Annotated in this window: 12 protein-coding genes and 1 tRNA gene; 2 read left to right on the plus strand and 11 right to left on the minus strand. The window is 65.1% G+C overall.

Translation table 11 applies throughout. The features are described from left to right. Positions 1-244: 244 nt before the first annotated feature. The 3 genes from B7X49_RS13895 to B7X49_RS13905 are packed head-to-tail and all read right to left on the minus strand — an operon-like array spanning position 245 to position 2,603. Positions 245-904, minus strand: coding sequence for an RraA family protein (locus B7X49_RS13895; protein WP_286704903.1), 660 nt, complete (start codon positions 902-904; stop codon positions 245-247). A gap of 44 nt (positions 905-948) precedes the next feature. Further along, entirely contained in the window at positions 949-2,391 is a 1,443-nt protein-coding gene (locus tag B7X49_RS13900; RefSeq protein WP_286704902.1) for a sodium:solute symporter, read from the minus strand. After that, a complete protein-coding gene (locus B7X49_RS13905) occupies positions 2,391-2,603 on the minus strand; it encodes a DUF3311 domain-containing protein (RefSeq protein WP_286704901.1) in 213 nt (70 codons plus the stop codon). Before B7X49_RS13905 ends, B7X49_RS13900 begins: the two co-directional genes overlap by 1 nt. A gap of 319 nt (positions 2,604-2,922) precedes the next feature. Between B7X49_RS13905 and hemN the strand changes: the two genes are divergently transcribed. Continuing rightward, positions 2,923-4,275, plus strand: a complete 1,353-nt coding sequence (hemN, locus tag B7X49_RS13910; protein ID WP_286704900.1) for an oxygen-independent coproporphyrinogen III oxidase — start codon at positions 2,923-2,925, stop codon at positions 4,273-4,275. A 17-nt stretch (positions 4,276-4,292) separates the two neighbouring features. Here the strand turns inward: hemN and B7X49_RS13915 are convergent, their stop codons facing one another. Genes B7X49_RS13915 through B7X49_RS13945 form a run of 7 tightly spaced genes read right to left on the minus strand, consistent with a single transcriptional unit; the run spans position 4,293 to position 11,620 of the window. Then, positions 4,293-4,841 carry an NADH-quinone oxidoreductase subunit B family protein gene (locus B7X49_RS13915; RefSeq protein WP_286704899.1) on the minus strand — a complete coding sequence of 183 codons (549 nt, stop codon included), beginning with the start codon at positions 4,839-4,841 and terminating at the stop codon, positions 4,293-4,295. Positions 4,842-4,847: 6 nt separating this feature from the next. After that, the gene (locus tag B7X49_RS13920; protein ID WP_286704898.1) at positions 4,848-6,251 is read right to left on the minus strand and encodes an NADH-quinone oxidoreductase subunit C; all 1,404 of its coding nucleotides are present in this window, start codon (positions 6,249-6,251) and stop codon (positions 4,848-4,850) included. 7 nt (positions 6,252-6,258) lie between these two features. Beyond that, positions 6,259-7,707, minus strand: coding sequence for a hydrogenase 4 subunit F (locus B7X49_RS13925; RefSeq protein WP_286704897.1), 1,449 nt, complete (start codon positions 7,705-7,707; stop codon positions 6,259-6,261). Continuing rightward, positions 7,704-8,369: a hydrogenase-4 component E gene (locus B7X49_RS13930; protein ID WP_029312584.1), complete on the minus strand. Its 666-nt coding sequence runs from the start codon at positions 8,367-8,369 to the stop codon at positions 7,704-7,706. Before B7X49_RS13930 ends, B7X49_RS13925 begins: the two co-directional genes overlap by 4 nt. An 11-nt stretch (positions 8,370-8,380) precedes the next feature. Further along, positions 8,381-9,337 carry a respiratory chain complex I subunit 1 family protein gene (locus B7X49_RS13935; protein ID WP_286704896.1) on the minus strand — a complete coding sequence of 319 codons (957 nt, stop codon included), beginning with the start codon at positions 9,335-9,337 and terminating at the stop codon, positions 8,381-8,383. Continuing rightward, positions 9,328-11,361: a hydrogenase 4 subunit B gene (gene hyfB / locus B7X49_RS13940; RefSeq protein WP_286704895.1), complete on the minus strand. Its 2,034-nt coding sequence runs from the start codon at positions 11,359-11,361 to the stop codon at positions 9,328-9,330. The genes B7X49_RS13935 and hyfB overlap by 10 nt, the downstream gene beginning before the upstream one ends. Position 11,362: 1 nt before the next feature. After that, positions 11,363-11,620, minus strand: coding sequence for a helix-turn-helix domain-containing protein (locus B7X49_RS13945; protein WP_286704894.1), 258 nt, complete (start codon positions 11,618-11,620; stop codon positions 11,363-11,365). 170 nt (positions 11,621-11,790) lie between these two features. Between B7X49_RS13945 and B7X49_RS13950 the strand changes: the two genes are divergently transcribed. After that, positions 11,791-12,501 (plus strand): SDR family NAD(P)-dependent oxidoreductase, encoded by a 711-nt coding sequence (locus B7X49_RS13950; protein WP_286704893.1) that lies wholly within the window; start codon positions 11,791-11,793, stop codon positions 12,499-12,501. A gap of 88 nt (positions 12,502-12,589) precedes the next feature. Here B7X49_RS13950 and B7X49_RS13955 read toward each other — a convergent pair. Continuing rightward, positions 12,590-12,666, minus strand: a tRNA-Met gene (locus B7X49_RS13955). Between the last annotated feature and the right edge of the window lie 50 nt (positions 12,667-12,716).

Genomic DNA, 12,716 nt, shown 5'->3' on the forward strand with positions numbered 1-12,716 from the left:
CTCGCTCTACACAATCCTACAGATCCTGTCGCTCACCTTGTTCGAGAAAATCCCTATAAAACAAGCGCTTGACCCAAAAGAATACAGCCCAGCCCACCAGTATGAAAAAAACCTATTGAATTCGCTAGACTTTTAACCGGACAGTAGTGAAAAAAGAACCAAAAAACTTTTGTTTGATTTGGGCTGTGCCGCTCGCATGGCTGAGGCCCTACTTGGCGACCTCGTTTGGGGCTGAACCGTTCGATTATCGGCCCGCCTCGATGATCGCCGTCGACCCGACGATATCGGCATAGGCTTCACCCGCATCGATCCGGCGCAGCGTCGTCTTCTCGGTTTCCTGCATGGCGATGGCCCGATCGGCGGCGGCCCGCACCGCGCCGGGCGGCAAGACCAGCACACCGTTTTCATCGGCGAAAATCACATCGCCCGGGCTGACCATAACCCCGCCGCACGAAACCGGCACACCAAAGCCGCCGCCGAGCCCGAGCAGCTTGACCGTGATGGGCGACAGGCCGCGCGCCCAGACCGGCACGCCATACGCCCGCAACTCCTGAATATCGGTCACCATGCCATCCACCACGATGCCCGCAACACCGGCATGCCGCGCGGCATAGGCAACCGCGCCGCCCACGCAGGCGTGCTTATGATCGCCACAGCGGTCGATCACCAGAATATCGCCTGGCAGCGCCTGTTTGATCGCGTAATGCACCATCACCGCATCCGGCCCCGGCGCCAGCACCGTCACCGCGGTGCCCGCGATCCGCAGCGGCGAGAACAGCGCCCGCACGCCGGGGTCCATGAAGCCGGTATGCCGGAAATGCCCGATCGTCGCCGGCTCCGCGCCGCGCAGATGCGCGAGCAAATCCGGCGCGATCGGCTCGGGGCGGGGGCGCAGATCATACATGCGGCGCTGCTCCGTTGCTCACATCAAACGAAGTTTGCACGCGGTCAATCGCCGCTCGCCGGTGCCGCGATCAGCCCTGATTCGCGTGCAGCGACCGGCACGACGCGCGGATCGCGCGCCATCAACAGGCTGCCACCGACCAGAATGACAATGTTGATCAGCAAACAGACGAAGCCGATGTTCAGCCCGTCCATCGTCGCACCGGCCAGATAGAACGCGATCGAAAGCACATCCGCCACGATGATGCCTGCGCCGATGGCGAGCGGGTGGGCGCGCCGGAAGAAAATGATCGCGAGCACGCCGGGAAAGAACTGGGTGATGCCGAAGAACGCCGTGTTGATGATGGTGAGCAGCAGGTTCGGCGCCATCAGCGTCAGCAGAATCGATGCCGCGAGATACAGGACGATGACCAGACGTGCAGCACTGCGCTGCCGGGTTTCGGGCACATGGCCGAACAGGTTGCGCGACACGAGCGGGCCGATCGCGAGGCTGATGCCGGCCAGCACGATCAGGCCCGACAGCGATGCACCGGCGGCGACCATGCCGAGCACCCAGCCAGGCAGCAGCGATACCGCGACCGCCATGAACGCCTGGTTCGGCGCGGCGAGATGGGTATGCTGGCTGAGCGCGTAATACGATGTGACAACCAGGAACGGATACATCAGCATATAAAGCGGCATGAACATCTGCGTGCGGCGGATGGTCTGCTCGGAGCGGGCGGTGAACAGGTTCTGCATGTTGAACGGAAACATGAAGAACCCGAGCGCCTGAAACGTGATTGTACTCATCGTGAACCGCAGCTGCGGCGCGTTCAGATGATTATGCGCGACCGACCCGGCGATGTGGAAAATCGACCCGAGGCCAACGGCGGAAACCGCCGCGACGCCGGTGACCACGATCGCCAGGACCATCAATATGTCCTTCAGGATCGCGACATAGGCGGGTGCGCGAATGCCCGATACCGCGACATAGGTGAACGCGAGGGCTGCGGCCAGCACCGTCAGCACGATCGGGTTGAAATGCCAGCCGAGACCGTTGAGCGCGATGATCAGGCCGCTGAACTGCAACTGCCCCCAGGGCACCAGAAACACGATGGCGGCGATGGTGACCGATAATTCCAGAAACCGTCCATAGCGATGATCGCGGAAATGGCCCTTGAACAGATCGGGCAGCGTCACCGCGTCATAGACCTTGCCGGCACGCCAGATCCAGGGATTGACGAAATAGCCAACCGGATAGGCCAGCAGGATATAGCCCAGAAACCAGATGCCGTAGGTGCCGCCCATGGCGTAGATACCGCCGGGAAAGCCGATGATCGTGCCGATACTGTAAATCTCGCCGACGGCGAGAAAGAACACCAGGAAACCGCCGAACTGGCGCGAGGCGATAAAGAATTCCCTTACGGATTCGGTATGATGCCCGCGCTTGGCAAATATCGCCAGGCCGAGCGAGGCGAGGATCAGGCAGGCGAATACGAAACTGGCCATCACGCGCGATCTCCCTCGTCGGTGGCCGGGCGATGTCGGTCGAACAGCAGCCAGCAGGCACCGAGACAGACCGATGTCAGCACGAACCAGATGAACATCCATAGATACAGAAACGGAATGTTATCGATTGTCAGCGACACGGTGTTGACGAAGGGCAGCATTACCACCACGGCAAAGAACGGAATGCCCAACCCGATTACGGCCCTGATCATACGGCGCATCCCATCATGGTTCACGGAGCTTGGTTGCAGACAAATGTCTGTGATCAATATTCAGCAAAAATCATGCCATCGGTTTTTGACCGAAACAGGGGGAAACGTCATGACGGTGCTCTAACTTTGCGCAAAGCGGCGCTTTTTCCGGCACGGTTCCGGTCAGATACCTTAGTTTGGTCGATGCAACATTATCACAAAATCCAACCTGTCGGCCCATGGGCGAGAGCAAGGGGACGGGGCAGCGCGTGGCTACGTTTCTGGCCGCTGGTTGATCAGGATCAAGGCGCGATCGAGCCAATCGGTCTAGCGTTCGCTCATGGACACGTTTTCGCTGCTGGCGCGCTACGATCTCCGACTGCCCCGCTACACGAGTTACCCGACGGCCGCGCAATTCGATACGCGGGTGAATGCCAAGACCTATCGGCGGTGGCTTGGCGCGATCCCTGAGGGTGCCAGCACCTCGCTCTATCTGCATGTGCCGTTCTGCGCCAGCCTGTGCTGGTTCTGTGGCTGCAACACCAGCGTGGTGCACAGTGTTGGCGCCCTTGAGCGTTATGCGAGGGCGATGGTGGCGGAAATCGAGAGCGTCGCTGCGGCGATCGGCCATCGTCTGCCGGTGCGTCATATTCATTGGGGTGGCGGCACGCCGACCGCCTTGCCCGCACCCCTGATGCAGGCGATCGATGCCGCACTGCGCCGGTATTTCATCATCGACGGTGCCACCGAAATCGCGATCGAGCTCGATCCGCGCACGCTGCCCGGGACGGCCGAGGTCGATCTGCGCGCGCTCGGGATCGGCCGTGCCAGCCTGGGGGTGCAGGATTTTTCACCGCTGGTGCAGGAGGCGATCGGCCGGCACCAGAGCGTGGCCGAGACGCGCGATGCCGCGACGGTTGCGCGTGCGGCCGGCGCACGCTCGATCAATCTGGATCTGGTCTATGGGCTGCCGCAGCAGACCGTCGCGTCGCTCGAGGCGACGATTGCGTCGGTCCTCGAGATCGAACCGGACCGGATCGCGCTCTATGGCTATGCCCATGTGCCCTGGATGCAGAAACGTCAGGCGGTGCTGGCCGGTTTCGACCTGCCCGATGCGGCGGCGCGGCTGTGCCAGCAGACGCGCGCGGCGGCCATGCTGGTCGAGGCCGGGTACCGCAGGATCGGTCTCGATCATTTCGCGAAACCCGATGATCCCATGGCTCAGGCCCGCGGCACACCGCGCTTGCGGCGCAATTTTCAGGGCTACACATTGGATGACGCCGCCGTGCTGATCGGGTTCGGTGCCTCGGCGATCTCGGCGTTACCGCAAGGTTACGCGCAGAACGCGACACGGACGATCGAGTATCTCGATGCGATCGAAACCGCGACGCTGGCTACCGCGCGCGGCATCGCGAGGACGGCGCAGGATGACCTGCGCAGCCGGATCATCGAGCGGTTGATGTGCGATCTGACCGTCGATGTCGCGTCGATCGCGGACGCCGCCGGCATGGATGGCGCGACGCTCGATGACGCGTGGCCGCAGCTCGAACCGCTGGAGACCGATGGGTTGATCCGGCGCAACGGCGCGGTTGTTACGATCACCGAGGCGGGCTGGCCGTTTCTGCGCTGTGTCGCCGCGTGTTTCGATCAGTATCTGGACCCGCAGGCTTCGCGCCATGCTGCGGCGATCTGAGCGCGGGTTGATTATTGTCACGCTGAGGGCATTGGCGCCCGATTGAGTGTGCCTGCGAGGTTTGAGGCAAAGCCGATCAACCCTTGCAGGATCGCGACCGGGTTGGGCGGGCAGCCGGGGATGTGCAGATCGACCGCGATCACCTGCGATGCCGCGCCGAGGCAGGCGGGGCTGGCCGCGAACATTCCGGCGGTGCAGGCGCAATCGCCGATCGCGATGACGAATTTCGGTGCCGGCATCGCCTCATGGGTGAGACGCAGGGCGGCGTGCATGGCGCGGGTCATCGGGCCGGTGATCATCAGCACATCGGCGTGGCGGGGCGAGGCCACGAATTTCAGGCCGAAGCGTTCCAGATCGTAAAATGGGTTGCCGAGGGCAATGAGCTCCAGTTCGCAGCCGTTGCAGGAGCCCGCATCGAAGGCGCGGATCGCGAGCGAGCGGCCGAGGCGGCGCCGGGCCACGCGGTCGAGTTCGGCGGCCAGGGCCGCTGGCTCGCCGGGCGCGATGCTCGGTGCCGGTTCGGTCAGCCGGCCGCGCCACAGGTTTTCGATCAGGGTTTTGCGCATCGGTGCCTACAGGTCGCAGCCGGAATAGCTGGGGTTGAACGATTTGTTGCAGAGCGGGAAATCCGCGACGATGTTGCCCGCGATCGCGGTTTCCAGCGCCGGCCAGAAAAACCACGACGGGTCGCGCAGCATCGCATCCTCGACCATACCGTTGTGCAGGCGGACATGGGCGAAAATATCGCCGCGGAAGCCTTCGATCAGCGCATGCCCGGTGGTGGGGCCGGCCGGTGTGGGCAACGCGGTTTGCAGCGCGCCGTGCGGCAATGTGGCCAGCAGGTTATCGATCAGCGCCGCACTCTGGTCGAGTTCCGCCATGCGAATCCGCAGCCGCGCATCGACATCGCCGCCCGTCCGGCAGGGTACCGCGAAGCGGCCTGTGTCGTAGGGCGGGTAGGGTGCATCGCGCCTTGCATCGAAATCCTGGCCGGAGGCGCGGCCGACATAGCCGCCGCAGCCGAGGCGCCGGGCGATCGCCGGGTCGAGCCGGCCGGTGGTGGCGACGCGGTCCTGCAAGGAGGCGGTCTTTTCGTAGAGTTCGAACAACCGCCGCCATTGCGCGAGCAGATCGGGCAGGCCAGCGCGCAGCAGGGCCGCGTTGTCGGCACTCAGGTCGCGCGCGACGCCGCCGGGGATGATGATGTCCATCATCAAACGGTGCCCGAAACATGCGGCGCACAGGCGCAGCACCCGTTCACGCAGACCGGCGGTGAGCGCGTGCATCAGGGGAAATCCGCCATCGTTGCAGATCGCACCGATGTCGCCGAAATGATTGGCGAGGCGTTCAAGCTCCGCCATCACGCCGCGTAGCGCCGCGGCGCGCGGCGGGGCGGCGATGCCGAGCGCCTGCTCCGCCGCGCGGGCGAAGGCGAAGGCGTATGCCACGGTGGAATCGCCGGAAATCCGCCCGGCGAGGCGCGCGCCGTGCCCAATCGTCTGGCCGCGCATCAGGCCCAGCGTGGCTTTGTGCGTGTAGCCGAGCCGGACTTCGAGCCTGACCACGGTTTCGCCGTTGACCGAGAAGCGAAAATGCCCGGGCTCAATGATCCCGGCGTGCACCGGACCCACCGGGATCTGATGAATGCCGGGGCCGAGTGCTGGTTTGAATTCGTAGGCGGCGCTGTGATCGAGCCAGGGGCGGGGGTCCGGCGTGTCATCGGCGGCGAGCCCGTGCAGGTCGCACAAAGCGCGTTCCATCAGGATCGCACCGGGATGATGGCGCGCGATCGAGGGGAAATGCCCGCCCTCGGCCGCCAGGCTGAGCACGCTGATCGCGCCCGAGCCGTGCGGCCGGGTGGCCAGATGTACCACGGCGGCATCACCCGCGGGTTCGGCCCAGAGGGCGACGAACACCGAGGCGCCGGTTGCCAGCGCGGCGGCTGCTTGCTGCCAGAGCGGCGGATCGATGTTCATGGCCGCTTCATCCCAGCATGGTCGCGACATGCGCGAACCAGGCATAGAGAAACGCCGGCATCGCGAGGCCGACCAGCAGCACGATGCCGAGATGCAGGAAAATCGGCACCGACGAGGCGCTGATCGGGTGCGATCCCTCGCTCGGCGCGCCGAAACATAGCGTCGTCATGCGCAGCAGCAGCGCGCCGAACGCCAGCAATATGCCAAGCCCGAGCAGCACCGCCAGCACCGGGGCGCGCGCGAAGGTCGAGGTGATCAGCAGGAATTCCGATGTGAAGATGCCGAACGGCGGCAGGCCGGCGATGGCGGCGACGCCGGCCACCAGCGTCCAGCCGAGCAGCGGGTGGCTGGTGGTCAGCCCGGTGATCGCGGCGATTTTCTGGGTGCCCTTGGCCTGCGCGATGTGGCCGACCGAAAAGAAGATCGCGGATTTGGTCAGCGAGTGCATCATCATCTGCAACAGGCCGGCGATGTTGCCGAGCGGGCCACCGATGCCGAAGGCGAACGCGATGATGCCCATATGCTCGATCGAGGAATAGGCGAACAGGCGTTTGATGTCGCGCCGCCGGTACAGCATGAGGGCCGCGAAAAACAACGAGAGCAATCCAACACCGATCATCAATATGCCGGGCTCGATCGTCGCATGGCTCATCGCCAGCACCATCTTGAACCGCAGGATGGCGTAGAGGGCGACGTTCAGCAGCAGGCCGGACAGCACGGCGGAAATCGGCGTCGGCCCCTCGGCATGGGCGTCCGGCAGCCAGGCGTGCATCGGCACCAGCCCGGCCTTGGTGCCGTAGCCGATCAGCAGGAAGATGAACCCGACATTGAGCAGTGCCGGGTCGAGTGCCGCGGCGTGGTGGCGCAGATTACTCCACTGCATCGCCGCCATCCCGGTGCCCAGCACCGGCTTGGCCGCGAGATAGACCAGGATGGTGCCGAACAGCGCGAGCGCGATGCCGACGCTGCCGAGAATGAGGTATTTCCACGACGCCTCGATCGAGGCCGGGGTGCGGTAGATGCCCACCATCATCACGGTCGACAGCGTCGCGAGTTCGACGCCGAACCACATCAGGCCGAGATTGTTGGTGATCAGGGCTAGATTCATCCCCACCATCATGACCTGGTACATGGCGTGATAGAATCGCAGATAGCGCGGTGTCAGATGCCCGGTTTGCAGTTCGTGTGCGATGTAGCCGGCGCTGAACAGGCTGGTGGTGCAGCCGACGAAACCGTTGAGCAGCAGGAAGACGATGTTCAGATCATCGATCAGGAACAGCGTGGTCGGCGCCGGCCGATGCCAGAGCAGCAGGCACGCGGCCGCAATGGTCAGGACACTCGCGATCACGTTGAGCCGCGCCGCCAGACGCCAGGACGGCACCACGGCAAGGATGCCCGCTGCCGCCGCCGGGATGGCGATGGTGGCGATCACCGCATCGAACGCAAGACCGCTCATGACGCCTCACCGCGAAACGCATCGAGCGCCGTGCTGTCCACCGTGTCGAACCGCTCGCGGATGCGGAACAAGAACACCCCGATCACGATGAAGGCGATCAGGACCGAGAAGGCGACGCTGATTTCCACCACCAGCGGCATCCCCTGCGCGCCGGCGGCGGCGAGGATCAGGCCGTTTTCGAGCGACATGAACCCCGCGATCTGGCTGACCGCGTTGCGCCGCGTCACCATCATCAGCATCCCGAGCAGAATGACCGAGAGTGCGAGAGCAACGTCCTCGCGCGCCAGCGCATCGGCATGGGCGGCGGTGCGCAGCATCACCACCATCGAGAGCGCGACCAGCCCGATGCCGCCCAGCATGGTCAGGCTGATGCCGCCCACCGCCTCGACCTGGCGGTGAATGCCGAAGCGCTCGACGATGCGGTGCAGCGCGATCGGGATCACGATCGCCTTGAAGCCAAGTGCCAGACCCGCCGTGATGTAAAGCTCCGGCGCGTGCTGGATATAGGCCTGCCAGCCGACCGCACAGCCGAGCACCGCGGCATGGAGTGCGAGCACGTTGATCACGGAAGACAGCCGGTCCTGGTACAGCATCATGAAACTCACCAGCACCAGCGCGCCGGCCAGCACATGCGCGATGCTGAGTGCCGTCGCGGATGACATGACAAGATCCATCACAGCGATGCCGAGACGAACAGCAGCAGCGTGCCGAGCAGGCCGAGCATCAGGGCGGCCCCGATGAAATTCGGCACCCGGAACACCCGCATCTTGGCGATCGCGGTTTCGAACAGCGCGAGCAGCACGCCACCGGCGGCGAGTTTCACCAGATAGGCGAACAGCCCGAGCGCCAGCGCGGCCGGCCCGGCGCCGGGTGCGGCAATCGCGACCGGCGCGAAGATGCAGACGATCAGCGACAGATACAAAATAAGCTTGAGCGCGTGGGCAAGCTCGATCAAGGCAAGATGCCGGCCGGAATACTCCAGCACCATCGCCTCGTGCACCATGGTCAGTTCCAGATGCGTCGCGGGATTATCGACCGGAAATCGCCCGGTCTCGGCCAGTGCCACGATCACCAGCGCGACCAGCCCGAGCGCCAGCGACAGGCGCAACCCCTGGGTGCCTTCGTGCATGAACGTGGCGATGGCGGATAACTGGCTCGATCCTGCGACCAGGGCAACGGTGAACACGAGCATCAGCATCGCCGGTTCCGCGAGCGAGGCGAACATCGCCTCGCGGCTCGCCCCCAGCCCGCCGAACGCGGTGCCGATATCGAGGGCTGCCAGCATCTGGCAGAACCGCGCGGTGCCGAGCAGTGCGACGATCACGATCAGATCGCCCGACCATGAGAACAGCAGATCGGTCGCGAAACTCGGCACCAGCGAGGCCGAGACCCAGGTGATCGCGAAAATCAGATAGGGCGCGGTGCTGAAAATCCATGAGGCATCGGTGGCGATGATCGCGTCCTTGCCGATCAGCTTGGCGAGATCGCGGTAGATTTGCAGCAGCGGCGGCCCGCTGCGGCGTTGCAGCCGGGCTTTCAGCACGCGGACAAACCCGGCCAGCAGCGGGGCCAGCGCCAGCATCAAGGCCATCTGCGCCAGTTGCAGCGCCAGCCTCGTGATCAACCCCATAGCGCGATCCAGCCGAGCAGAGCGACCAGCGCCATGAACACGAACGCGAGGTAGCGCCTTATGGTGAGGAATTGCAGCCGGTTGGTCTGCCCGGCCAGCCAGTCGATCGCACCGATCAGGGGCGCATACAGCAAAGACCACGCGGGATCGCTCCAGCGCAGGTTCAGCCGCGCCGGGCGCGCCTCGCCCGGCAGCGGCAGTGTGGCCTCGTCATGCGCGCGAAATATCACGCCGGCGAACACCCGGCGGATCGGCTGGACGAAGCCCGAGGGCGAATATTGCGTGATGAGCGTGCGCGCCGGCGGGCCGAATTCCTGATAGCCGCAGCCCCAGGCCGGCGCGCGGCGCGTGATGCGCACGCCGAACCGGCGCAGCGCGAGCGCGCCGATGACCGCGCTGATCGCGATGAACAGCGCGATCAGCAGCGGATCATACGCATTCTGGCGGGAAGCGACCGGCACGATCGTCAGCCACGACAGGCCGGCTTGGGTGCTCACCCGCGCGCCGAGCAGGGCGCGGGTGACCGGTGCCAACAGATCGATCGCGAAACCAGGCAGCAGGCCGGCGGCGACACACAGCGCCGCCAGCACGATCATGGCGCTGAGCGACCATCGATCGGTCTCGTGCGCGGCGGCGGTTCCGCGCGCGCGGCCGAGATAGGCAATGCCATAGAGGCGCACAAAACACGCCGCGGCGAACGCCGCCGACAGGGCGACTAACGCGCCGATCGCCGGCACCGCCAGTTTCAGACCGAATTGCGGCAGTGCGGGGCTGAGCAGGATCGCCTGCAACAGCAACCATTCCGAGGCAAACCCGTTGAGCGGCGGCAGGGCGGCAATCGCCAATGCGGCGATCAGCATGGGCACTGCGCTGACCTGCATCCGGTGGATCAGCCCGCCCAGCTGCGCGAGATCGCGCGTGCCGGTCGCGTGCTGGATCGCGCCGGCGCCGAAAAACAGCGTCGATTTGAACAGCATGTGGTTCAGCGCATGGAACAATGCCGCGGTCAGCGCCAGGGCGGCGGCGGCCATCATGCCATCGGCCTTGAACGCCAGCGCCAGACCCAGACCCGCGAAGATCAGCCCGATATTCTCGATCGTGCTGTAGGCCAGAATCGTCTTGATATCGTCTTCCATCAACGCATAGAGCACGCCGAGTACGGCGGTCATGCCGCCCACCAGCAGCACCACCAACCCCCACCACCAGGCGGGCGGGCCGGCGAGGTCGAACGCGATGCGGATGAACGCATAGACCGCGACCTTGGTCATCACCCCGCTCATCAGCGCCGAAACATGGCTGGGGGCGGCGGGGTGCGCGCGCGGCAGCCACACATGCAGCGGCACCAAGCCCGCCTTCGACCCCGCGCCGAGCAACGCCAGGATCATCACCGCCGATCCGATCCAGCGTGCGCGCGGCACCGCCCGCATCGCCGCGAAGGCGTAATCCCCCGCCGGTCCCGCGAGCAGGCCGAAACACAGCAGCAGCGCGAGCGTGCCCGCGCTCGCCATCAACAGATAGATCACGCCGGCCCGCCTCGTCGCGGCCTCGGTATGGTGCGCCATCACCAGCGCCCAGGATGCCAGCGACATCACTTCCCAGCACAGCAGAAACCCATAGGCATCCGCCGCGATCACCACGAGGTTCATGGCGGCCAGAAACACCGGGTAGACCGGCAGCACGCGCCAGGGTTCGGCCTCGTGGCGCGCATAGCCGAGCGCGAACAGGCTGGCCGCCGCCCCACCGATATTGGCGATGATCAGAAACGCCGCCGCCAGATCATCCATGCCGAACTGCATTCCGAGCCCAGACGCACCGAGATGGGGCAAGCCGATCGGCAGAACCACGAGCGGGTCGGGTGCGATGCCGAGCGCCAGCTGCGCCAGCGCCGCCAGCAACGCGACCACCGCGATGGCGAGCGAGCCGCCATAAACGATCATCCGCCCGGCCGGACGGCGCGCGAGCACGCCACCCACCCCGCCGAGGATGAGCGACGCCGCGGCACACATCAGGATGATCGGTGTCACGTCACATCACGTCGCCCTTCAGCCGAACGCCGCGCCCCGCGCCGGCATCGGACACGTCGCCGGGCCGGATCACGATGACCCCGGCCCGATCGAGCGCATCGAGCAGCTTCATGAGGGAATCGACATTGCCGCGCACGACACCCTCGCTCCCCTCCATCCGCTGGATCGTCGGCAGCGACAGGCCGGACAGCTCGGCCAGCTGTTTCTGGTCGATGCCCAGGAGCGCCCTGGCGGCTTTCAGCTGCCCAGCCGATATCATGTATGAAACATGGATATAAACATGTGAACATCTATAACCAACTCTCTGAAGTTGAAAAGAGCCGAGTGGCATTGCCGCCGTGCGGTGCCCCGCGCTTGCGTGATCATCGGGATGGGTGTCGCGAGGCCGCTGATCGTCGTCTAATCCTTGACCTTGAAGGAGATAATGGCATGACCCTCGCACCAACCGCAGCGTTTCACCGCGCCCTGATCGTCGGCGCCGGGTCGGGGCTGAGCGCATCGCTGGCCCGGTTGTTCGCGGGCCATGGGCTCAACGTGGCGCTGGCGGCCCGCACGATTGAAAAACTGGCACCGCTCTGCGCTGAAACCGGCGCCCGCGCCTTCACCTGCGATGCCGGCAATCAAGCGTCGGTGGCGGACCTGTTCACCGCGGTCGAGGCCGCGATCGGCAGCCCCGATGTCGTGATCTATAACGCATCCGGGCGGCTGCGCGGCCCGATCGAGACGCTGGACCCCGCCGGTGTCGCAAGGGCGCTCGAAATCTCGGCATTCGGCGGCTTCCTGGTCGGCCAGCAGGCGGCACGGCGCATGATCCCGCAGCATCACGGCGCGATCCTGTTCACCGGCGCGTCCGCCAGTATCAAGGGCTATCCGCAATCCGCCCCGTTCGCGATGGGCAAATTCGCCCTGCGCGGCCTGGCTCAGAGCATGGCGCGCGAACTGGCACCCCAGGGCGTCCATGTCGCGCATTTCGTGATCGACGGCGGCATCGCCTCGTCCAGCCGCCCGGTTCCCGCCGATGCCCCGGACAGCCTGCTCGACCCCGACGCGATCGCTCTGACCTATTGGCAGATCCTGCATCAACAGCGCAGCGCCTGGACCTGGGAGATCGAACTCCGGCCCTGGGTCGAGCGGTTCTGACTGGTGGCAGTTCGTCGAACGCCAAAAGCCGCCCTTGGTGGGGCGGCTTTTGGTGGTGGTTCTGATTTGTTATATCGTTCGGTAAAAGTGGTTGCGGGGACCAGATTTGAACTGATGACCTTCAGGTTATGAGCCTGACGAGCTACCGGGCTGCTCCACCCCGCGGGTGTGTGTTGTGTGTGGATCGATAGGTTGGAGGACCTGGCGGCGACCTA

This window comes from Acidiphilium sp. 34-64-41, from assembly GCF_002282635.1.
GTDB classification, from domain to species: domain Bacteria; phylum Pseudomonadota; class Alphaproteobacteria; order Acetobacterales; family Acetobacteraceae; genus Acidiphilium; species Acidiphilium rubrum.